Annotated in this window: 1 protein-coding gene (running past one end of the window); it reads right to left on the reverse strand. The window is 50.3% G+C overall.

Features of this window, described 5'->3' with window-relative positions; all coding sequences use genetic code 11:
* On the reverse strand, positions 1–25519 hold the start of the coding sequence (locus OL444_RS20380) for a non-ribosomal peptide synthase/polyketide synthase (RefSeq protein ID WP_264730154.1). Its footprint begins 51479 nt before the window's first position; the window shows 25519 of its 76998 coding nt (coding positions 1–25519); the start codon lies at positions 25517–25519; its stop codon lies beyond the left edge, outside the window.
* Positions 25520–26852: the final 1333 nt, after the last annotated feature.

A 26852-nucleotide genomic window follows, 5' to 3' on the forward strand; every position in this document is an offset into this window, starting at 1 on the left:
TATATTCCGGTAAAGCCTCCTTAATAAAATCGGATAACGCAGCACTATCTTCCGCTTCGGCCGCCACGTAAAATGCAGCCAGGTATTTGCCACTGCCGGAAGGATGGTCTTTGGGCAGCACGACAGCCTGGCTGATACCAGGATAATTCAACAACCGGTTTTCTATCTCACCCGGCTCAATACGATGTCCGCGTATCTTCACCTGAAAATCACTCCGGCCGGCAAACTCCAGGTTACCATCCGGCAGGTATCTCACCAAATCACCCGTACGATATAAACGACCATTCTGCTGATTGGCTTTTTCTACTGCTGTTTGAAAAGGATTCGCCACAAATCGTTCTGCTGTCAGTTTTTCCTGATGGAGATAGCCGCGGGCAATACCGGCACCACCTATACACAGCTCCCCGGTAGCACCTTTCGGCACTGGCGCCAGGCGGCTGTTCAGCACATACACGGTTGTATTCGGCAACGGACGGCCAATCGTCAGATGGCTGCTGGTAGCCGTATAGTGATGCAGCGTGGCACACACGGTTGCTTCTGTAGGACCATAGGCGTTAATGACCTGCGTACCCTGTGCATGGTACTGCTGCATGATCTGCGGGTTGGTGGTATCGCCGGCTACTACCAGTGTTTTCAATGGCAGCAGGCAGGATGTATCCAGTAAGGCAGGCGGAATAGTAGCGATATCCACTGCATGTTTCACCAGGTAGTTTCTCAACAGATAGAGGTCTGTTCTGGTTTTATTGTCCGGGATGTAAATACTGTGTCCATGCAACAAACCGGTAAATATTTCGCTCACATGCGCATCAAACACATAGCTCGCATACCAAAGACAACGTTGTGCCGTTACCGGTACCGTACCTGCTAAACCGAATGCCGCCCCTTGTACAGCGGCCAGGTTTACAGCGCTTTTATGTTCTACCATCACCCCTTTGGGCAATCCGGTAGTACCACTGGTATAGATGACATATGCGAGATGATGGCCTTCTACCGGCATCACCGGGTTGTACTTCGCATAAGGCGCCGCATTGGTTTGATAAGCCGTATCCGTTATGTTCACGATGCCAATAGCTGCCGGTAATGCCAAAGCCGTTAGCTGTGTCACATTGCCGGCGTCTGTGATGATCACCCGTGCACGGGTATCAGACAGGATAAACCGTACCCTGTCTGCGGGATAAGCCGGATCAATTGGTACATAGGCGGCGCCGGATTTTAGTACCGCCAGTATCGCTACCAGGGTATTTTCTGTTCGTTCCAGCTGCAGGGCAATCAGTTCATCCGGCTGAATGGCATACGTAGCCACCAAATGTGCCGCCAGCACATTGGCGCGTTCATTCAATTCCCGGTAAGTCAGTGAACGATCTTCGAATACAACGGCGGTATCTTCCGGCGTACGTAGTACCTGTTGTTCAAACACACCATGTATCGTCTGATCAGAAGATTGTCTGTTATTCAATCCATGTACGATTTCATCATAGGCGGAAGGATCGAGGAATTGAAAATCATCCGGTTCAATATCCGGATTACCGACCAGTTGCTGTACCATACTGCCAATACCATCCAGTACCTGCCGGATCATCACCGGATCAAATAATTCGGCCGCATAATTCAGCCGGAACAGCAGTTGCCGGCCCTGTTCCAACACAATTACGCCCAATGGATAATCCAGTTTTTCTTTCGCTTCGTGGAAAGACAACGATAATTCTTTTTTAACCGCATCCTCTGCTGAGAAAGGATAATTTTCATTCACGAACAAACTGCTGAACAGCCGCTGGCCATCTTTTTGTAGCCGGGCCAGGCTGGTAGCGCTACGGCTGTTGGCTGCCGTAATCGCCTCCTGCAGTGATTTGATGACCGACAATGCTGTACCGGCCGTATGTTCCAGAATCACCGGCAGCGTATTCATATACAGACCAACGGAGTGTTCAATGCCTTCTACCGGCAGATTACGGCCGGATACGGTCATACCTGTCACTGTAGTATCCGCATTCCCATAAACGCGCAGTTGCAGATGCCACATATATTGCAGCACGGCATTTACCGTCACGCCCTGTTCGACACAATATTTTTTCAAGGCCTGGTAGCGGTCTTCCCGTATCACCAGATCCTGGTAAGTGGTTTCAAGAATATGCCGGTAATCTGCCAGCGCCAGGTGCCGCTGTGATGATAACAGCAGTCCGCTCAGATCCGTTTCTTCCTGCAGGGTACCTACGTAGTTATCCCAATAAGTCTGATGATCATTCCGGTGTTCCTGCAAATACCTGCTGGCGGTGAAATAACTTTCGTCCTGTTGCAGATCTGCGATTCCATCGTGCCGCAACTGCGTGTAGGTGGTATGGATATACCCCAGTAACAGCGATACGCTCCAGCCATCCATCATAATGTGGTGGTGACTGAGGGTACAACGATACGAGGCCTCTCCTAACTTCAACAGATATACGGCGAACAGCTTACCTCCTGCCAGATCATAGGAAACAAACCATTCATCTGCCAGCAACGTTGCTATGCGGGCTTCCTGCGCCGCTTCATCCAGGTCGCTGAGATCCAGGTAACGCCAGTTCAGTTGCCCTGTTTTATCGATGATTTGTATCAAAGCTTCTTCCCATGCAAAGCGCAGGCGTAAGGCATGATACTTATGTTGTGCGTGGTGCCATACCTGTTCCAGCAGCGGCACATCCAGGGTATTATTATAATCCCATACCGTCACCATCCGATAGGCATTACCCGCCACGCCCTGGTGCAGGGACTGATAAATAAATCCTTCCTGCAGGCTGTTGGCCAGGTAAACGCCGGTTACTTCCCGCTCTGCCTGTATCGCCTCCAGGTGTTTATCAGATATAATATGCCCGATATCACTGCCTGTCAGGTAACTCCGCGTTATTGTTCCCAAATAATCTACCAGGCTTATCAGCGCTTCGCGGAATCCCGCTGCAAACTCCGTCAATATAGCCTCCGGCAATAAACCGGTCACCATAAACTGCAGCTGACCATTGATCGCAAAGCCGTTAATACTCAGCACACTGTGGTCTTTGTTGCCGGAAGCAACAGACCAGCCACTGGTTTCATTGGTAATAAACCAGCCATTGGTATCGGCTTTATCCTGATTTTCCAATTGCCCCAGGTAGTTGAAACTGATCACCGGGAGCTCATCGGTCGTATAATGATGCAATACGCCGTAGCCAATACCGTTATGCCGGACCTTCCGCAGGGCTTCCTTGACCGCTATAACCGTGTCGCCTATATGTTTATCCGCAGCCGTTAGTATTTCCACCGGATATATACTGGTAAACCATCCTACGGTATGTGTAATATCTGTTTCCGTAGACAGCTCTTCCCTGCCGTGTCCTTCCAGCAATACATGGTGCCGGTGGCTGCCCGTCAGTCCGGATAAGGCGATACCCAATGCACTGAGCAACAGGTCGTTGATACGGGTATGGTAAATATGATGACTGTCCCGTAGTAAGGAAGATGTATATTCCTTGCTAAGCTCAATAGCGGTCCGGTTGATCTCACCGGTAGCCTGCTTTTTCAGCAAGGCATTACTTCCCGGTACACTGGCTATGATTTCTTTCCAATAAGATACTTCTGCAGATAAATTCGTTTTCATAATAGTGTTGTATGAATTAATAACGTTTACCCATTGCCGGTAGCTGCTTCCTTTAGGCCCGGTTATCTGTTTGATTTCCGCGTTGGAAAGATCAGCAGGTTGGGGTTTTCCGGCCTGATGTGCTTCGGCTAAATGGGTGTAAATTTTGTGAAGGTCTTCCATGATGATACGCCAGCTGACCGTATCCATCAACAGGTGATGCGCAGCAAAGTAAATCCGGGCACGCCCTGCTGCATAACCTTCCAGGTAGCCGCAGGCTACCAATGGACCGTTATACAGATCGAAACCACTTTGCCAGTTGGTGAATACTGCAGACAGCTCTGTGCCGGCCGGCAGTTCGTTCACCTGCAGGTAATTTATTTTTATGGTATCGGCTACTTCGCTGTAATACTGCCGGTACGTACCGTCCGTACGCTGGTAACGGAACCGTAAAGCATCATGCTGTTGTAATAATATTTTCAGGCTTTGCTCCAGGATAGCTATATCCAGTGTGGGCACATCTATGAGGAAGGATTGGTTATAATGATGGGGCGTCTGGTAATACCCCTCTTCCGTCATCCGGAAAAACCATTCCTGGATCGGCAATAAACCGCTTTCTCCGCTCAGTATGCCCTGTTCTGCCTGTACCGCAATAGCCGCATTGTCCGTTTGTTGTTTCAGGTAAGTGTATAAGGTGGCAATGGTACTATAGGTAAAGATATCATCGATACTCACTGCCAGGCCTAAACGCTGCCGTATCCGGTTTGCGACACGAATACTGACAATGCTATCGCCGCCCAGCCGGAAAAAATCGTCGTATATACCTACTGCTGCTACAGACAGGCCCAATGCATCTGCATAAATTTCACATAACAATACTTCTGTTTCCGTTTGTGGAGCAGCATATCCCTCACTGGCTGTGAGTACAGGGACAGCAAGGGCTTTCCGGTCTACCTTACCACTGGGTGTCAGCGGTAACTGTACCAAATGTACCCAGGTAGCGGGAATCATATAGTCCGGCAAATGTGCGCCGATATATGTTTCCAGTGCAGTAATATCCAATGGTTCATCGGACACATAATATCCGGCCAGGTATTTACCGGTGCCGGAAGCGTGATCACAGGCCAATACGACTGCCTGTCGTATACCAGGATAAGTGGTCAGGCGGTTTTCTATTTCACCCGGCTCTACGCGGTTACCGCGTATTTTCACCTGGAAGTCACTCCTGCCAATAAATTCCAGGTTACCATCCGGCAGGTATCTCACCAGGTCGCCGGTTTTATAGAGACGGCTGTTATAGTCTGTCGTGTTTTCAGAAGATGTATAAAAAGGGTTGGCGATAAAACGTGTAGCCGTTAACGTTTCCTGATGCAGGTAGCCGCGGGCGATGCCCACCCCGCCGATGCATAGTTCTCCGATGGCGCCTGGCGGTACGGGAATCAATTGTTCATCCAGTACATACGCGGTTGTGTTGGGCAACGGCCGGCCAATGGTCAGGGAGCCACTGGCTGACGTATAATGATGTAACGCTGCGCACACGGTCACTTCTGTAGGGCCATAGGCATTAATGACCTGCGTACCCTGCGCCTGGTAATGTTCCATCAGCGAGGCGCTGGTCACATCGCCTGCCACCACTAAAGTTTCCAGCGGCAGCAGGTTGGTCGTATCCAGCAATGCAGGCGGTATGGTGGCAATATGGATATCGTGTGCCGTGATATAAGCTTTCAGCAGATAAAGATCTGTTCGGGTATCATTATCCGCTATATATAACCTGTGCCCGTATACCAGGCTGGTAAACACTTCACTGACATGTGCATCAAACACATAGTTGGCATACCACAAGCAATGCAGGTAACGGTTATCAGCGAGGCCAAAGGCAGCGCCCTGTGATAAAGCCAGATTCACGACACCGGTATGTTCGATCATCACTCCTTTGGGTTGACCGGAAGTACCACTGGTATAAATCACATAGGCCAGATGCCGCGGGCCGGCTGTAGCCACCGGATTCACGGTAGGATAGATACCCCTTACACTGTGCTGATAAAAATCACCGGTAATATTTTCTATCGCCAGCGAATGATACGCCAGGATATCTGTTAAACGTGGCTCCGTATTATTGTCTGTCAGTACTACCCGCGCGTTGGTATCTGATAGGATATAGGCAATCCTTTCTTCCGGATAGGCCGGATCTACCGGTACATAAGCACCACCAGCCTTTAAGACGGCCAGCATGGCTATCAGCATATGTGCCGACCGTTCCAGACAGATACCCACGAGTTCATCGGGACGAATAAAGTAATTGGCGCGCAGGAAAGCCGCCAATACATTGGCCTGTTCATTCAACTCCCGATACGTGAGCGCCTGGCCATCAAACACCACTGCTTCCCGATCAGGCGTACGCAATACCTGCTGTTCAAATAAAGCATGCAGCGTTTGATCTGCGGGATAAGGCGCGACAGTATTATTCCAGTTACGGATAACTTCCTGGTACTGTGTATTGTTGAGGTAACGTAATACCGGCGCCTCTTCCGTGACAGCCAGCTGTCCCAGCTGATCTGCCAGGAAGCCGATGCCATCCAGGAACTGCCGCATCATACGGGCATCAAATAATTCACCGGCATACCGCATCAACAATACTACCTGCTGGTCATGATCTGTTACATTTACCCCTAATGGATATTCCGATTTCAGCTCCAGTTGTTTGAGCGATAATGATAAACCATCTCCCCCCAGATTATTAGCGGTACCTGGCAGGTTTTCATAAACAAACAGGCTATTAAACAAGCGCTCCCCGTTTTGCTGAATACGGGCAAGACTTACTTCACTGCGGCTATTGGCTTCCTGTATCTGATCCTGCAGGGAGCGGATGGCATCCGGCACCTGCTGCGCGGTATGTTCAAAGATAACCGGCAACGTATTCAGGTATAAACCAACAGCGTGTTCAATGCCCTGTACCGGCAGGTTACGGCCTGCTACCGTCATACCCAGTACGGTCGTGTTACTCCGGCTGTAAACATGTAGTTGCCGGTGCCACAGGTATTGCATCACCACATTCACCGTAAAACCATGTACCGCACAGAAATCTTTCAATGCATGATAACGGTTGCCATCAATGGTGAGATGCAGCACTTCGGCATTTGTGACCTGCCGGTAATCCATCAGCGCTACGTGCCGCATGTCCGGTTTCAGCAATCCACTCAGGTCATCTTTGGCTTGCAGCTGTCCTACACATTGTTCCCAATAGGCCAGGTGATCGTCGCGGTGGTCCTGCAAATACCGGCGTGCGGCAGTATACACTGCATCCGGTTGTATGTCAGGTACGATACCCTGCTGGAGTTGCAGATAGGTATTATGCACCTCATCCAACAACGGTGGTTCACTCCAGCCATCGAGGATGGCGTGATGATAACTGAATACGCTATGATAAACGGCTGTTTCCAGTTTCAGCAGATATACCCGGAATAACCTGCCTGCTGCCATATCATAGGCTTCGGCCTGATCGGCCAGCAACACCTGCCGGATATAATGCTCCTGTTCAGCAGCAGCCAGCGTACTGATGTCTTCATAACGCCAATCCAGCTGCCCGTATTTATCTACGATCTGTACCAGTGCCTCTTCCCAGGAGAATCGCAGCCTCAGGGCACTATAGCGTTGCTGTGCATATTGCCACGCCTGTTTCAGCAGCGCCACCTCTATTTCATTGCGGTAATCCAGTTCCCGTTGTACCCGGTAGGCATCCTGGTGAACGCCCGCATGCAATACCTGGTAAATGAAACCTTCCTGTAATCCGTTGGCGAGAAAAACGTTTTCAATTTCCCGTGTTTCCTGTATGGTCTGTAAGACCTCCGGTGAAACAACGTGTGCCACATCGCTGGCCGTCAGATAGGTACGGGGTATCGCTCTCAGTTCGCGGATTAATTGATCCAACGTTTGCTGATAGTTATCTGCAATCGTCTGTAAGATAGCTTCCGGGAGGTGCCCACTGATGGTCACATACAACCGGCCATCCAGCTTCTCGTGACGGATGTGGAGCATGCCTGGTTCTTTATTGCCGGCAGCAACGGTTTGTCCACCGCTTTCCGGCAATACCTGCCAGCCACCGGTTGTAGCGGCATTCAGCTGATCAACATATGCAACATGTACCGCCGGCCAGTCACTGTTGGCATCTACCGCTAAAATCCCATAGCCGGCACCGTTAGCTTTTATTTTCCTGCGGGTTTCTTTTACTGCTATGATCAGCGCACCAGTATCTCCCGGGTGCACAAGCGGTAAGGATACCGCATAACGGGTAGCGAAACTACCAACGGTATGGGTCAAATCCAGTTCCGGCGTTGCCCACCAACGGCCATCATCTGTTACCAGCACCTCCGCTACCGGTAGACCGGTAAGGCGGGTCAACACCTGGTTTACGGCACTCAGCAACAGCTCTGTGGTATGGGTATGATATACCTGATTGGCATCCTCCAGCGATGCAACCGTGATAGGTTCCAATGTAAAGACTGCCCGGCCGGATTGTTCCACCACCTTGTTTTTCAGCCAGCTGTCAGCAGCAGGTTTTACTGCTGTAGTTGCAGCGGCTGGTATCTCGTTTGTTTTGATGGCGTGTATCCATTGCCGGTAGCTGCTGCCTTTGGCGCCCAGGATCATCGCACCGGTGATACGTGGCAGATCCGCTGGTGTAGCCCGGCCACTGCTGAGGGCATCCGATAAATAATCATAGATTTTTTGCAGGTCGTCGAGGAGGATACGCCAACTGATATCATCGGCCAGCAACTGATGCACAGCCAGCCAGATACGGGCACGGCCACCGGTATACCCATCGAGGTACCCAGCTGCCAGCAGCGGTCCTTGTTCCAGGTCAAAATGTTGCTGCCAGGTGGTAAGGATATGCGCCAACGCTTCCTGCGACAGGCCGGTTACATCCTGGTATTGTAGGGTAACCGCCCTTGTTTCATCGTCATACCATTGGCGATATCCGGTGGTGGCAGGTTCATACCGGAAGCGCAAGGCGTCGTGGTATCCGGTCAGTTTCCGGATACTTTGTTCCAGGATGGTTTTATCCAACAGGGGAACATCCACCAGATAAGCCTGGTTGCAATGCTCCGCAACCGGATAAACACCGGTAGTTGCCTGCTGTAAAAACCAGGATTGCCACGGCGACAAACCACTTTCTCCCGTGAGCAGCCCCTGTTCCGTCAAGGTAGGCACAGTGCCCCCTCCTGCGGAGATCACCTGTTGATACAACAACGCAATTGTTTTGTACCGGAAGATGTCCTTCACATGTACGGTCAGGCCTAAACGCTGTTTGATACGGTTCACCAGCTGAATGCTGGCGATGCTATCTCCCCCCAGCTGGAAGAAATCGTCATGAATACCAATAGCTGTTAATGGTAATTGCAGTACATCTGCATAGATGCTACACAGGATCGCTTCTGTTTCATTTTCCGGCGCCTGGTAGTAGCGGTTATCTGTCAGCTGCGGTACTGGCAGGGCGTCGCGATCCAGCTTACCATTAATGGTCAGCGGTAGCCGGTCCAGGTGTATCAGCACGGCCGGTATCATGTATTCCGGCAGATAGCTTGCCAGATAAGTCAGTATCGCGGCATGATCCAATGCTTCTGCTGCCACATAGTAACCAGCCAGGTATCTGCCGGTAACAGATGCCTGTTCTCTCACCAGCACAATGGCCTGGCGGATGCCAGGATAAGCAGCAAGACGGTTTTCAATTTCCGCCGGTTCAATCCGATGGCCCCGGATCTTCACCTGAAAATCGTTGCGGCCGATAAACTCCAGGTTACCATCCGGCAGGTAACGTACCAGGTCGCCGGTTTTATAGAGCCGGCTGTTATAACCAGCCGCCATTTCTGCGTGGGTCTGAAACGGATTCACGACAAAACGTTCTGCCGTTAACGTTACCTGGTTCAGGTAACCACGTGCAACCCCCGCTCCTCCTACATACAGTTCACCCACAGCGCCTGGTGGTACGGGAATCAGCTGGCTGTCCAGCACATATACAGTTGTGTTGGCAACAGGGCGTCCGATGGGCACTCCCTGCAGCGTATGATGTTGCCCTGCGCGGCATTCGTAGGTAGTAGAGAAAAGGGTTCCTTCCGTAGGGCCGTAACAGTTCAGGATATGCCCGGGTCTTTCTGCCTGCGCTACCAATTGGTCGATGAGTACTTTATCCAATGCTTCCCCACCTACCAACAGGTAGCTGACCCGGTCGGCAAAATGCTGATCCAGCAGGTATAAACTATCAAATAATGTTTTTGTCAGTGATAATATACTCACCTGGTGTGTTGCCAGCAAAGCACGGAATGTCGCCACCTCTTCACTCAATGTCAGGGCATCTTTCACCAGCACCATTTTTGCACCATTCAGCAAAGCGCCCCATATTTCCAGAACCGAGGCATCAAATACAATCGTAGACACCTGCAGGAATACATCTGCCGCGCTTATTTGCAGGTAATTGGTATTTCTCACCAGGCGGGTCACATTGCTGTGGGGGACCATCACGCCTTTCGGCAATCCGGTGGTACCGCTGGTATACATGACATAGGCCAGGTGATGTGCAGCAGCTGTTGCCGGCAGATCAGCAGCGGGATATGCGTTGATAGCTGCTGCCAGGAAAAACGGATCCGTGATATCCACGACCGCGAACGATGTTGCAGTCCGGAAAGTCAGCAGGTGTGCTGCATGTTCATGATCCGTCAATACTGCTTTAGCACGGGTATCTGCCAGGATATACGCAATCCGTTCATCCGGATAAGCCGTATCAATGGGAACGTAGGCGCCACCGGCTTTCAATACAGCCAGTATCGCAATGATGACGGTTTCCGACCGGCTCATATAAATACCTACCAGGTCATCCGGTTCAATAGCCACGGTAGCCCGCAGAGAAGCCGCCAATACATTAGCCCGTTCATTCAACGTCCGATACGTCAAAGAATGATTTTCGTATATCACGGCGATATGATCCGGTGTAAGGGCTGCCTGTTCCTCAAACAAGGATGCCAATGTTTGTTCCGCAGGGTAAGTCTGCGTAGTGGCGTTCCAGTTATACACTACTTCCTGGTACTGTGTATCTGTGAGATAGCGGAAGTCGCCGGTTTCTACTGCAGTATAACCTGCCAGCTGATCAATCAGACTTCCCAGGCCATCCAGCAACTGCTGCATCTGTACCGGATCAAACAGTTCTGCCGCATACTGCAACCGGAACGTCAGGCGTTGTTCGCGGTCAAAGGCTGCTATCTCCAACGGATAATCGGACTTGTCTATAGATTCCCGGAAATCGTAGGATAAGCCCACTGCCGGCAGTACCGGGTAATTTTCATATATAAAGAGGTTATTAAACAACCGCGTTCCTGTTTGCTGCAAACGGGCCAGACTCACTTCACTGTGACTGTTGGCTTCCTGTATCTGGTCCTGCAGCTGACGTATAGCCGTTAGTACCGGGCCGGTGGTATGTTCTACTATCAGTGGCAGTGTATTGATATATAAACCTACTGCCTGTTCAATGCCTGCTACCGGCAGGTTCCGGCCGGACAAGGTCATACCGGAAACAGTTACCTGCGTGTGGCCGTACACACTCAATTGTTTGTGCCAGGCATATTGTAATACCGCATTTACTGTGAGCCCGTTGGCGGCACAATAAGCCTTTAATACCTGATAACGCACTTGTCCGAAATCCAGGTACAAGGCGGCCGTTTCCTGAATATGCCGGTAATCCGTCAATACCGTTTGTTTCTTTTCCGCCTGCAGTAATCCACTCAAATCTTCTCCCCCCGTTAACCTGGTGGTAATGGTTTCCCAATAGGTGAGGTTATCTTGCCGATGCTCCTGCGAATAGCGGGCTATGGCAGCATAGGTATGATCCGGTACCACATCCGTTGCTTCCCCTTGTTGCAGGCGATGATAAGTGGTATGGATGTAATCCAGCAAGATCCGTATGCTCCATCCATCCAGGATAATATGGTGGTGGTTGAAGATGCAGCACCAGTCATCGGCTGCCGATTTTATCAGGTATACCCAAAACAGTTTGCCGGACAAATCATAAGGAATCTGCCGGTCTGCAGCCAGCAGTTCCCGGATATAGTTTTCCCTGTCTGCCGCAGCCAGGTGGCTCAGGTCTTTATAACGCCAGTCCAGTTCGCCGGTTTTACCCACCACCTGTAAGAGCGATGTCTCCCAGGAGAAACGTACCCGCAATGCCGGATACTTTTGCTGCGCCAGCTGCCAGGCCTGTTGCAGCAGATCTGCATCGAGGTGTTGTTTGTAATCCCACGCAATCTGTATCCGGTAGGCATCATCCGTTGTGCCCTGATGCAAGGCATGGTAAATAAATCCTTCCTGCAAACTGTTCGCCAGGTAAATGCCTGCTATTTCCTGTGCTGCCTGCAGTTGTTCCAGTTCTTCCGGTGAGATGATATGATTCACATCACTGGGGGTAAGATAACTACGGGTAGCCGCATGCAGGTACCGGATCAGCGATATCAGTGTTTCCTGGTACGTTTTTGCAAAGGCAGTCAATACGCTTCCTTCCAGACGGCTGGTTATCACAAAATCCAGTTGATCGTTCAGCAGCTGGCCGTTGATGTGCAGGAATGGTTGTTCCTTATTTTCTCCGGCTATGGCGATCCCGCTATCTTCTGCGGTAATCCGCCATTCACCTGTCTGTGCTTCAAAACGACCGGTATAGTTGAAACTGATCAGCGGCAGCCCTTCGCTATGATACCCATGCAGTACGCCAAAACCGATGCCGTTGCCAGGAACTGCCCGCAACATTTCTTTGGTGTGTATCAGTGAGGCACCGGGATTGTCGGGAATCGTTTCCAATACAACCGGATACATGGCCGCAAACCAGCCTACGGTATGTGTGAGATCGATGGTATCTGACCCCGTTTCCCGGCCGTGGCTTTCCACCAGCACCGGGTGGTTGTTGCGGCCTGTCAGGGATGACAAGGCATTCCCCAATGCACTCAGTAAAATATCATTGATACCGGTATAATACACCTGGTTACAAGCATGCAGCAATAAACCGGTATGCTCCGTATTCAGGGAGATGCCGACCTTATTCACGCCTGTTACTGCATGGGCAGATAGTACGGCATTACCGGCCGTTATAGCCGTTGTGACCTGTTGCCAGTAATCTTTTTCCTTTGCGGTGTCATAAATGTGTATTTCGTTTACCCATTGGCGATAGCTACTACCTTTGGCGCCTAGTATACTATGGGCAGTAATACCTGAAAGATCTGACTGATCAGCATCGCCACTATTGACAATCCGGAATAAATGCGTATAGATCTTTTGCAGATCTTCCAGGATAATACGCCAGCTGACAGTATCTATCAGCAAATGATGGAAGGCAAACCATATCCTTGCAAGGCCATCTTCATAGCCCTCGAGATAACCGGCTGCCCACAAAGGTCCATTGTGTATATCAAAACTGCTTTGCCATTCCGTTAATATCGCTGCGATGGAGGCTTCCGCGGGTAAAAGACGGATATCCTGATAATGTACTTTGACAAATACCGCTGCTTCACTGTATACCTGCTGATATCCGTCGGTTTTCCGTTCATAGCGGAAACGCAGGGCATCATGCTGATTCACCAGCCGTACGATACTTTCTTCCAGGAGCTTTTTATCCAGTACGGGTACCGTTGCCAGAAAAGATTGATTCCAGTGATGATATGCCGGTAAAATGCCGTTATCTACCTGTTGGAAAAACCATTCCTGTACCGGCAGCAGACTGCTGGTCCCCACCAGCAGTCCCTGTTCCGCCAGTACTGCGGTAGTGGGTATCCCCGTCGCAATATGCTGATAAAGGGCCGATACTGTCCGGTGCCGGAAAATATCCTTTACACTAACAGTGACCCCTAAACGTTGTTTGATGCTATTCACCAGGCGGATGCTGACAATGCTGTCGCCTCCCAGGTGAAAGAAATTATCGTGGATGCCTACCGTTGCTGCCGGCAGCCCCAGTACGGCTTCATAGGTGGTACATAGCAATGCCTCCGTTTCATTTTCCGGAGCATGGTAATGCCGGCTTTCTGCCAGCTGCGGATCCGGTAATGCTTTCCTGTCCAGTTTACCGTTGACGGTAAGTGGTAGTGCATCCAGGTGCAGGAGTACACCCGGCACCATATACTCCGGCAGGTGCCGGGTCAGATAAGCCTGCAATTCGCCGGCATCTGCAGCAGTATCTGCCACATAATAACCGGCCAGGTACTTACCACTGCCGGTGGCATGTTCCCTTGCCAATACAACGGCCTGACGAATACCAGGATACAGTAACAACCGGCTTTCAATTTCGCCCAGTTCAATACGATATCCCCTGATCTTTACCTGGAAATCATTCCGGCCAATATATGCCAGACTTCCATCCGGCAGGTATCTCACTAAATCTCCGGTTTTATACAACCGGTCATTATACTGCTGTTCTCTTTCTGCTGTTGTCTGAAATGGATTCCGGATAAAACGTGCTGCTGTCAACGCCGGCAAATTCAGGTAGCCGCGGGCAACGCCTGCCCCACCGATATACAGCTCTCCTGCTGCACCCGGCGGAACCGGCCTAAGTTCATTGTCCAGCACATACACAGTAGTATTGGCTATCGGACGTCCGATATGCGTATTCCATTGTGCCGGCGTATTCAACTGATTCAGTGACCAGATTGTTGTTTCCGTAGGTCCGTATACGTTCAGTACAAAGGTTATTTCCGTTTGGGTAAATAGTTTGGTCAATAGTTCACTGGTGATGGCTTCTCCGCCTACAAAGAGTTTCAAGGCCGGGTTATTAAACCGGAACTGATCAAAACCAGCCGACAGCAGCCCTGGTGTCAGCTGAATAAAAGTATAGCGGTCTGTATCCACAGTCAGCACCTTGCTGTCTGCCAGTTCTATAAATCCGCCGGAAAGCAACGCCAATCCATATTCCAGGCCCCATATATCAAATACATAATTGGTGACTGACCAGGTATTGATGGCTGCTCCTGCCGTGAAGTAAGTATCCTGATAGTATGTCAGCAGGTTCACCAAAGCCCGGTGTTCAATCATTACTCCTTTAGGTTTACCTGTCGTTCCGCTGGTATACATCACATAGGCCAGGTGACCGGCTGCTGTTACAGCAGGGAGGTTCTCCGTCGGATAAGCCAGGAAAGCGGCTGTCTGATCTACACTGATGACGGTAACAGGTAATGACACGGCCAGTTGTTCCAGGTCTGCTGCATGTGCTTTATTGGTCAGCAATACTTTTGCACCGGTATCTGACAGGATATAGGCGATCCTGTCCGCCGGATAACCCGGGTCCATAGGTACATAGGCCCCACCTGCTTTCAGGATGGCCAATACGGCTACCAGCAGGTCGGTGGTTCTGTCTATACAAAGTCCGATCAGCTCTTCGGGCTGTACATTACAGGTATGCCGCAGGTACGCGGCGAGCTGATTGGCGGCTTCATTGAGTTGCCGATAGGTCAGCGATGTGGCGGCATCTATTACGGCCGTATGTTCCGGCGTACGCGCCGCCTGCGCTTCAAATAATTCCTGCAGCGTGTGTGTGGCAGGATAGGCAGTGATGGTATTGTTTTCTGTATGTATGATTTGCTGGTACTGTCTTTCATTCAGATAACGGAAGTCAGCTGTGGTCATAGCAGGATGCGCCACCAGTTGATCTGCCAGTTCACCTACGCCTTCCAGCAACTGTTTCATCATGGCTGGCTCAAACAGTTCAGCGGCATATAAGAGCAGGATGTTTAGTTGCCGGCCATGATCGGCAATATTTATCCCCAACGGATAATCCAGTTTGCTGACTGATTCACGGAAAGAAAAAGACAATGCACCTGCTGCAAAATTATTGGCTGCAGCAGTATAGTTTTCGTAGGCAAAAAGGCTGTTAAACAACCGTTCGCCCCCTTTCTGCAGGCGGGCCAGACTCACTTCGCTCCGCCTGTTGGTTTCCTGTATCTGGTGTTGTAAAGACCGGATGGCAGCCAGCACACTGCCGGCAGTATGGGTTACAATAACAGGCAGGGTATTGATATACAGCCCTGCTGAGTATTCAATATCAGCTACAGGAATACTACGCCCGGATACAGTCATCCCTACTACGGTGGTATCACTATGCCCGTAAACCTGCAGTTGTTTGTGCCACAGATATTGCCATACGGCATTCATCGTTAATCCGTGTGTTGCACAGAATTTTTTCAGCGCCTGATAACGTTCCCCACTGATAGGTAACTCCAATACTGCCGAGTGCTGAATATCCCGGTACGCAGACAATACCACCTGTCGTTTTTCTGCTTTCAACAGTCCGCCCCATTCTTCTCTTGATTGCAGCTGCTCCACATATGCCTCCCAATAAGCCTCATTATCGGCACGGTGCGCCTGTAGCCAGGCACGTCCCGCAGCATAGCTGGTTTCCGGTGTGATCAGTACCGGTAGCCCTTGCAGCAAACGCAAGTAGGCGGTATGTACATAGTCCAGTAATATCGGCTGACTCCAGCCATCCAGTATGATATGATGGTGACTAAAAATGCAACAGTAAGCTGTTTCGTCCAGCTTCAACAGGTATATCCACCATAGCTTTCCGGCTGCCAGGTCATAGGCCGCCTGCCGGTCGGATGCCAGCAGCTGCCGGATATAGTTTTCCTGATCTGTTTTAGTGAGATGTGCGAGATCGATGTAACGCCAGTCAGGTGTACCGCTTTTATCAATGATCTGCACCAGCGACTCTTCCCAGGAAAAGCGCAGCCGCAATGTGCTGTATTGCTGCAAGGCATATTGCCACGCCTGTTCCAGTTTCGCTACATCAAGCTCGTTATGATAATCCCAGATAAGCTGTACATGATAGGCATCATCTCCTGTGGTGGCATGTAACGACTGATATATAAAACCCTCCTGTAAGCCATTGGCCAGATAGATGCCATCCACTTCCCGGTCTGCCTGTAATACCTGCAGCAGCGCAGGAGAGATCACCTGATTGATATCGCTGCCGGTGAGATAAGTGCGTTGCGCGCCGGCCAGCTGTTGTACCAATGCCCCCAGCGCCTGTTGGTAACTGCTACTGACATCCGCCAGCAATGCTGCAGGTAGCTGCCCGCTGATGTTACATTGCAGTTGTCCGGCTTTCACGCTTGCTTGTATATGCAGGCCATTCACCGGTGCGGCCGGTTCCACATCGCCGCTGATCAACTGCCAGTCTGAACCTGCCAGGATTTCCGGAGCTGCGGTATAGGCAAAACTTAGATCGGGCAAGACCTCTTTACTATACCCTGTTAATTTCCCATAGCCGACACCGTTAGCAGCCGCTTTCCGCAGGGTTTCTTTCACCGCGATGATCGCTGCTCCACTATCTGTAGCTCCCGTAGCGTGTAGCCATATAGGATACCAGGTCGTAAAGCGGCCGGCGGTACGGGTAATATCGATACCTGCCGGTGTGGCGCTTCTGTTATCTGTAGTCAGTAAGATCCCATGCCGGGTCTGCCCGGTGCAAGCAGATAATGCCTGTTCCAACGCAGTTAACAGCAAATCTTCCACACGGGTATGATATACCTGGTTGAGCGCACCTGTGAGCAGCGCCGTCTCTTCCCGGTTTAATGTAAAAACAGTCCGATTTACTGCCGGTATGGTCTGTTGCTGCCACCAGGTATTGCCTGTTGCAGCTCCCCACTGGTTAGCAACAGTGGTGTCTTCTACAGCGTGTACCCATTGCCGGTAGCTACTGGTTTTAGCCCCGAGTATGGTTGCTGCAGTGATACCAGCTATCTCGTTAAGGGAGATACGATTATCCCGGATACCTGTAGCCAGCTCATCATAGATCTGCCGGAGGTCTTCCAGTAACAAATAGCCGCTCACCGCATCTGCAACCAGGTAATGCACGGACAAGCACAGGCGGGAACGCGCATTCGTATCGCCGGTGATGTAAACGGCGTTGAACAACGCGCCACCATCAGGTTGTAATATTCCCGATACTTCCGGGCCGGCAGCATCCGCCAGCTGCAGTAAGGGCGCTGCTATCGCATCTTCATAATACTGTAACGGACCGTTTTCGGAGGATTGAACACGCAGCCTTAATGCATCATGATAGGTTACCAGTTTATGAAGACTATGCTCCAGGATGTCCAGGTCCAGCACCGGTACGTCCACCAGGAAGGATAGCCGCTCACCTGCCGCCCAGGGTACTTCCCGCTCCAGCCACCAGCTTTGCACCGGCGACAACGGACAGGCGCCGCTCAATATCCCCTGTTCTGCCGCCAACCGATCTGCCTCACCGCCTGCCTGCAATTGTATAAATCCATACAGTGCGGCGATCGTCCGGTAGCGGAAGATATCATCAATACTCACGGAGATACCTATACGCTGTCTGATCCGGCTGGCCAGGCGAATGCTGACGATACTGTCGCCTCCCATGCGGAAAAAATCATCCTGAATGCCCACTTCGGATATCTCCAGACCCAACACGGCAGCATAGATCTCACATAACAATACCTGTGTTTCATTTTCCGGCGCCTGGTATTGCTTTTCGGGCGCTGCTGCCAGGCCAGTCAGCACTTTGCGGTCTGGTTTCCCACTGGCGGTTAAAGGCAAAGCAGTAAGGTGTACCCACACAGCCGGCACCATATACTCCGGTAAGCGGGCGCCTACATGCGCCTGTAAAGCAGCCGTATCAAAGGTTTCCTCCGCAACATAATATCCTGTCAGGTATTTGCCGCTGCCGGAAGCATGTTCCTGCGCCAGCACCACGGCCTGCCGTATACCGGGATAGGTTATCAGGCAGGCCACTATTTCTTCCGGCTCTACACGGTTCCCCCTGATCTTCACCTGAAAATCCAGCCGGCCTGCGAATTCCAGGCTGCCATCCGGCAGGTATCTTACCAGGTCTCCGGTTTTATATAACCGGCTGTTTTGTTCATTTGCTACTGCTGTCTGGAAAGGGTTGGGAATAAAACGTTCTGCTGTTAATGCAGGCTGGTTCAGGTATCCGCGGGCTACCCCGGCGCCGCCTACATATAGTTCTCCTATGGCACCAGCCGGTACCGGCTGTCCTTCCCCATCCAGCACGTACACCGTTACATTGCCCAGCGGACGGCCGATGTTCAGATGACTACCGCCAGCGGTATACGGCTGCAACGTAGCGCATACTGTGACTTCCGTAGGACCATAGGCATTGATCACCTGCGTACCCTGTTGCCGGTATTGTTCCATCAGGGAGGCTGCTGTAGTATCCCCTGCCACCACCAGGGTATGCAATGGCAACAGGTTGGCCGTATCCAGTAAAGCAGGCGGAATAGTGGCCGTATGAATGTGATGGGTAGTAATATAGTTTTTAAGCAGATGCAGATCTGTTCTGCACTTATTATCCAGGATATGTAACGCATGCCCGTATACCAGGCTGGTAAACACTTCACTCACATGTGCATCAAACACATAATTGGCATACCACAGACACTGCCTGCTGCTGCCATCTGCCAGGCCAAACGCGGCGCCCTGCACCCTGGCCAGGTTCACCACCCCATGATGTGGGATCATCACCCCTTTGGGCTGCCCTGAGGTACCACTGGTATAAATCACATAGGCCAGGTGATCGCCCGTCGTCAGCGCAGCCGGATTTACGTTTGGATAAATGCCGGCAACTGCTGACTGACCGTATTCACTGTCTATATTTTCAATAGCCCATGGCTGATCTGCTACGATGGCTGTTAACCGTTCTATGGTAGCGCTGTCTGTCAATATCACCGCAGCAGCCGTATCGGATATGATATAGGTAATGCGTTCCGCAGGATACGTAGGATCAAGCGGTACATAGGCGCCACCAGCCTTTAGTACGGCCAGCATGGCTATCAGCATATGTGTGGAGCGTTCCAGGCAAAGCGCTACCCGGTCGTCCGGGCGGATGGTGTACTTTGTTTGCAGATAAGCCGCCAGTACATTGGCCTGCTCACTCAGCTCCCGGTACGTTAGTGCGTGTCCGTTATATACCACTGCCGTTGCGGCCGGGGTACGTATCACCTGCGCTTCAAACAAGCCATGCAGCGTCTGCTCTGCCGGATAGGCCACCGCGGTCTCGTTCCAGCGGTAAACAACTTCCTGATACCGGGTTTCATCCAGGTAACGCAAAGCGGCGGTGGTGATTTCGGGTTGCCCTATCAGCTGGTCGGTCAGGCTTTCTACTCCCGCCAGCACCTGCCGCATCATGGCTTCCTCAAACAGCTCTCCGGCATACATCAGCATAAATACCAGCTGCTGATCCCGGTCTGTTACGGATACGCCCAGCGGATATTCCAGCTGTCCTACTGCATATCGGAAAGACAAGCCCAGCGCCGCTATGGTAGCCTCGTTGGCAGCTACCACATAGTTATCGTACATGAACACGCTGTTAAACAACCGTTCGCCCTGTTGCTGAATGCGGGCCAGGCTCACGGCACTGTGGCTACTGGCCTCCTGTACCTGCTCCTGCAATGCGCGGATGGCTGCCAGTACATGGCCACCCGTATGCGCCACCACTACGGGCAGTGTATTCAGGTATAAACCTACCGACTGCTCCACTCCTGCCACAGGGATATTGCGGCCAGCCACTGCCAGCCCTGCTACCGTAGTATTGCCGTAACCATAGGTATGCAGCAGCTTATGCCAGATATACTGCATGACCGCGGTAATAGTCACGCCATGTGTATGGCAATAATTTTTCAGGGCATGATAACGCTCCCGGCTAAACGATAATTCCAATACAGCGGATATTGCTACCTGCCGGTAAGTGGACAGTACCACTTTTCTTTTTTCTGGTTTCAACCAGCCGCTCAGGTCTTCCCGCTCCGCTATCCGGTTCACCTGCTCAGTCCAGTACTGCAGGTGGTCATCTCGGTGCGCCTGCAGGTACTGCCGGGCGGCCACAAAACTGTTATCCGGTTGTATGGAGACCGGTGTACCCTGTAACAGCTGTAAATAAGTAGTATGCACGAAATCCAGCAGCAACGGTTCGCTCCATCCATCGAGGATGATATGATGATATTGGAAGATACAGCGGTAATGCGCCTCCGCCAGCTGCAACAGGTATACCCGGAACAATTTGCCGGTAGCCAGCTCAAATGGTTCCGACAATGCCACGTTTATCTTCGTACGGATATACTCCTCCTGAGCGGTTTCCGATAAGCTGCTCAGATCGTGGTATTCCCATGGCAGCACACCGTTTTTGTCTACCACCTGCACCAGCGTTTCTTCCCAGGAAAACCGCAGCCGCAGGGCACTGAATTGTTGTTGCGCATAGTGCCATGCCTGTTGCAAAGAGGTGGGCTGCAGCCGGGTATGGTAATCTATTTCTCTTTGTATACCATAGGCATCATGTGCCGCACCGGCATGTAATACGTGGTAAATAAAGCCTTCCTGCAAACCGTTGGCCAGGAAAACGCCGGTTATCTCCCGTTCTGCCTGCAAGGCCTGTAAGGCTTCGTCAGATAGTACATGGCCGATATCGCTGCCGGTGAGGTAACTGCGGCCAGCAGTAGCCAGTCTGCTGCTCAAAGAGGTCAATGCCTGCTGATATGCATCTGCAAAAGCAGCCAGTACGGTTGCCGGCAGATACCCGCTGATACTGCATTGCAGCAGACCATCCACCACCGTAACAGTTACTGTTAACAACCCGGCAGGATCATGCGATGTAGCAGTGGGTACAACCACCTGCCCATCCTGGTCTGCCGGCTGTTCTATTGCCCCGGTGTAACTAAAACGGATACACGGCCAGGCTTCCTGCCGGTAGCCATATAACTTCCCATAGCCGGTACCGTTATAGGTGACCTTTCGCAGTGATTCTTTTACCGTTGTTGCTGTCGTAACCGCGTCGGGCGTTTCCGGTATAGCCGGCAACTGCACGGGACGAAGGGTGACAAAATTGCCGGCGGTACGGCTGATATCCAGTCCTTCCGTCGCAGCCCGTTCTTCCTGCAGCAATACATATACAGCTGCCAGGCCGGTAACATCCGTCAATGCCGTTTTAAAAGCGCTTAGCAACAGTTCTTCCGGGCGGGTATGATACACCTCATTGTTGGTAGTAAGCAGTTGCGTTGTCAGCGAATGATCCAGGCTAAATGCAGCCTGACTGACAGTGGCAACCCGGTATGGCTGCAACCGGGCATTATCTGCCGCAATACCGGCAGCCGCCATCGTCCAGTGGTCAGTTTCTGCCGGCGTAATAGTCCGCACGGCCAGTGCGTTGGCCCATTGCCGGTAGCTGTGTCCTTTAGGCCCCAGCCATGAAGCGATAGCGGCAGGCGGCTGATTGCCGGCCGACAGGTATTGGTAAATCCGGTACAGGTCCTGCAGGAGGATACCTGCACCTGTTTTATCTGCCACCAGCGGGTGGGCAGATAGCCATATCCGGCCCTGTGCACCTGGCTGATAATAAATGGCCAGTAAAGGTTCTGCAGTATTGTATGCCCATTCTTCCGACAGGTGGTCCGTCACTTCCCGGCTGTCGGTAATTTCATAGAGCGGTACTTTAGCTCCTGCCTGCTCATACCATTGCCGGTAATGATTGCCCTGCTGCTCATAACGGAAACGCAACGCATCATGATAGATAGTCAGCAACTGTATGCTTTGTTCCAGGATCCTTTTATCCGGCGAGGGTATAGCGGCGGTTATCGCCACCACCTGTTTATGCCCGCCGGCTGTCAGCTTTTCAAAGTACCAGGCCTGCGACGGTGCGAGGGTGCTTTCACCCTGTAAAACACCTTGTTCCGGCGCAATGGGGCCGTCATCCGGTGAGAAGCGGCTCAGGACCTGCTCATATAGAGAGGCAATGGTTTTGTAGCGGAATATCTCCGCCACACTTACCCCAATGCCTAAACGTTGTCTGATTTTATGAATGATCTGGATGCTGACGATGCTGTCGCCACCCAAATGGAAAAAGTCGTCCTGTATACCAATCGCAGCTACCGGCAACCCAAGTGCCTGCGCATAAATGTCGCACAGCACCGCCTGTATTTCATTCAGAGGCGCCTGGTAGGTATCTTCCGTAGTCAATGGCAACGCATCGAGGGCACGACGGTCCGTTTTTCCATTGGCGGTCAGCGGTAATTTATCCAGGTGTACCAACAAAGCCGGAATCATATAATCCGGCAGGTAGTTATGCAGATAATCTGATAAGGCTACTGCATCCAGCACGGCTTCCGATACATAAAAACCGACCAGGTATTTGCCCTGACCGGATGCATGCTCTTTGGTGAGTACAACGGCCTGACGGATGCCCTGATAGGCTGTCAGCCGGCTTTCTATCTCGCCCGGTTCAATACGGTACCCTCGTACCTTCACCTGAAAATCATTGCGACCAATATATTCCAGGTTACCATCCGGCAGGTATCTCACCAGATCACCGGTTTTATACAACCGGCTGTTGCTATCGGTTAATTTTTCTCCTGTTGTCTGAAATGGATTATTGATAAACCGTTCTCTTGTCAGCTCCGGCAGATGCAGGTATCCTCTGGCCACGCCTGCCCCGCCAATATACAGTTCTCCGGCTGCACCGATTGGTAATGGCGCCAGCTGTCCATCCAATACATAAACACGGTAGTTATTATAAGCCTTGCCGATGGAAAAAGCAGTGGTGTCCCGGGTGATTTCATAATACGTAGCCCCTACCGTTGTTTCTGTAGGACCATATTCATCGATGATCTTATCTGAAAACTGCAGGATACCTGCTATATGCGCAGGCAACAGTTTTTCGCCACCTACTACCGTGAGCCGGAGATGCAGGTTTTCATCTGCTGCATCCAGGAGCGCCAGGTATCCCGGTGTGGATTTCACCATGTCAATACGGTGCTGTATCAGGTGTTGTTTATAATCTGCTATCTGCACCACATCCTTTCCATATATAAAAATGGTTTTGCCATAACACAGCGGATATAAAGTAGTGGTCACAGACAGGTCAAAAAACAGGTTGCTGGAATAGTCCACGTGCTTTACCTCAGCCGGTACTATCTCCTGCAGATTATAGAGGTAGTTGGTAACTGCGCGGTGTTCAATCATTACTCCTTTGGGCTTACCGGTAGTACCGCTGGTATATATCACATAAGCCAGGTGGCCGGCGGTATTGATGGCAGGTAAATTCGTGCTGGGATAAGTGTCTGAAAGATCATCGTCTATACCGGCAATGATGACCGATAATGCCGCTGTGATATGTTTCAGGTAAGCGCTATATATCGCATTCGTCAATACAACTTTGGCATGCGTATCTGATATAATGAATGTAAGCCTGTCTTCCGGATAGGCCGGATCAATCGGCACATAACCTGCTCCTGCTTTCAGGATAGCCAGTACCGCAATGAGCATGTATTCCGACCGGTCCATACACACCCCTACCAGGTCGTCGGGACAGATGGCGTAGGTATCTCTCAGATAAGCCGCCAGTCGATTGGCAGCTTCGTTCAGTTCCCGGTAGCTGAGCTGTCTGTCTTCAAATACGAGCGCAGTATGATCCGGTATGGCCAGTGCCTGCTCTTCAAACAACTGATGTACCAGTTTACCGGCAGGATATGCCACCACAGCAGCATTACTATCGTGTATCTGTGTGGTGTATTGCAGCTCACTGAGTAACGGATATTCCCGGATCAGTTTCATCACCCGGTTTTGCAACAGGTCTGTCAGCACTGTCTGAAACAAACGCTGGTACATCTCTATAAAATTGCTGACCAGCGTATCATCCAGTTGTCGGTTATCATATAATACCCGGTATTGTAATGGTTCCGTTCCTGTCACCTGCTGGAACAATAGTTTCGACGACAGGTTCAGGTCATATTCATTATTGATCTGTACCTGATGAATACCCTCATATTGAATCGGCTGTTCTTTCAGACTTGTTTGTCCGAATACATAATCCGGTAGCTTACCATTGGCGGTATGTCGCACAATCTCTGCTACGGGCAGGTATTTTGCCTGGCTGTCATTCAGTTCCCGGATAAAATCGTGGGTAGCGGTGATCAGTTCCTGTAACGTTGTTCCCGCATGAAAGCGGTAAGCCCGGATAATTGTATTGATGGCAGCGCCAAAGAGCGGCGTATCATCCCGCCGTACCGATACCGGATAAGCCACGCCGATGTTCTCCTGACCGGTTATCCGGTACAGCAGGATCGCGAATATCAGTTGCCCGAACGCAAAGAAAGAGAGGTGGTATTGTTCTCTTAAAGCCGCCAATGCAATGGTCAGATTTTCGTTTAACCGAAAACGTTGTTCCGCAGGTGGATGATAAATAGTGGAAAGATGATTATCTGCCGGCTGATGTACTTTTTCCAGGAATTGTAAGTCTGCACCGGCAACATCAGCCAGATGAGATTTCCAGAAAGCGTGTATGGGTTGCTGATGCTGATGTACCCTGCTATTCAGCTCCAGTGCCGCCTCCTGGTGATGGCTGCTTTGCGCGGCAATATCCGGCAGATAATGATACCCCTCTTCATTGTAATATCGTCCCAGTTCCGTTATAAATGTGTCGAACACCATTCCATCCGTCAGGATATGTGGCAGTATATAAATGATGCGGTACAGGTCATCATTTAATTTAATGAGATAAAATCTTGCCAGCAGGTCTTGCTCCAGGTCAAAAGGACGTGTTATTAATGACAACAACTCCGTTGCCGGCAGCGGATTATTATAGTATACCAGCAATTGCGTATCTGGTGGTAATGCAGGCCTGCCGGACCAGTATAAAAGATCTTCTTCCCTGCGAACATTACTATTGACAATACCATAATCATTCACTAGTCTGACAAGGCTTTCATTCAGCCGAACGGGATTGAATGCGCCGGATAAAATCTGATCCCATACAATATGGTAATCACTTCGTGTTGGTTGCAACAACCATTCATAATAGAAAGTTCTTTGAAGTATGGTCAGTTCTGCTTTGAAAGATAAAAATTCACTATTCAAGGTATCAGTAAGATGATTTCTGTTTTCCATAATAGACGCAATTATTTTTGGTTAACCTGCCGGATAAGTACCGGTTGACAAGATGTTCAGATGAAATCCATGATGATAACAGACAAGACATCCCCGTTACAAAGGGGAAACCCCGATGTACATAAAAAGGACATCCGTAAAACGGTGAGCTGATGTGCTATTTTGCAGGAGATGACACAGCAATCCCCCCTTTCCACGTATACCGGTACAACAGGCAAGAACAAGCCTGTTACAGGGTATACCTGTAATCAATCATTTAAAAGTGAAGCGAACAAAAACGGGTGCAAGCGTCAATTACAATATGCAATAGAACAACTACCATATATGTCAGGGATGATGATCCATAACACTACAGCGTAAAAGTGTGCAGACAATAAATTTTACTTATTGTATCAGAAATACTAAGCTTCGTTTCCTCTGTAAATTAACTGGGCAAACATATCAGGGGGCTATTTCAACGTTTCCGCAAAAAGTGATTGTTCGACATATCACGTTCACCGGATTAACAGCATCCATTTCGTATAGCCGTCCTGCAATAAAAATCCTTTCCTGAAGAATGGTTTCCCGATATAATGAGCAATAACATCCATCATCATTCTACACACAATATAGGCGACTACAGATAAAAACATGCATGCACCATTTATACCTCTTACTTTTAAAAATAGCATCAAACCGTTGATTATGCTAAATACGCAATAGGACGTTTCATTAAAATGAGTTTATAATTAACAACACCAAAGAATACACCACTTATATGACTGCATTCACAGCTTTTTAAATGGTAAAACAAATGTAGCTGGCAACCCTGAATTAAACTTGCAGGAACAACTTTTTTTCTCCCAAACCATTGAAAACATTGCACATACAGCCAATGTCGCCATGCTAACTGCAGTCAAAAAAGCGGAATTCAAAGACAAAAAATGAGCATTCTGCAGTGCGCTATTTTTTCCATGTATAGAGAATGAATAAATTATCTTCCTACCAGATAAAATCAAAAAAGAGGTAAAAAAAGCGCAAAAAAATATTTCATCTGCTCAAAAAAAAAATCAAATACCTGCATTTTTACAGCTCAATACTTATCATCATCCTGTTATATACGCCGATACATCCATCTCGAAAACCTGTATACATCACTGCTTTCCGATGCTATATCTTTATTTTTTAGCAATATGCAACAACACAGCAGCCCGGCTCACTATCTTTACAGCATCCAATGTTCCGGATCAGCATTTATGCGTGCCGTTTCGAAACTATCCGCCACACAGGAACTTTCCTGTTCTACTACAACAAAACAACACAAGAGGAAAAATAACTGCCTACACTTTATAAA

The sequence above is a fragment of the Chitinophaga nivalis genome, assembly GCF_025989125.1.
GTDB lineage: Bacteria > Bacteroidota > Bacteroidia > Chitinophagales > Chitinophagaceae > Chitinophaga > Chitinophaga nivalis.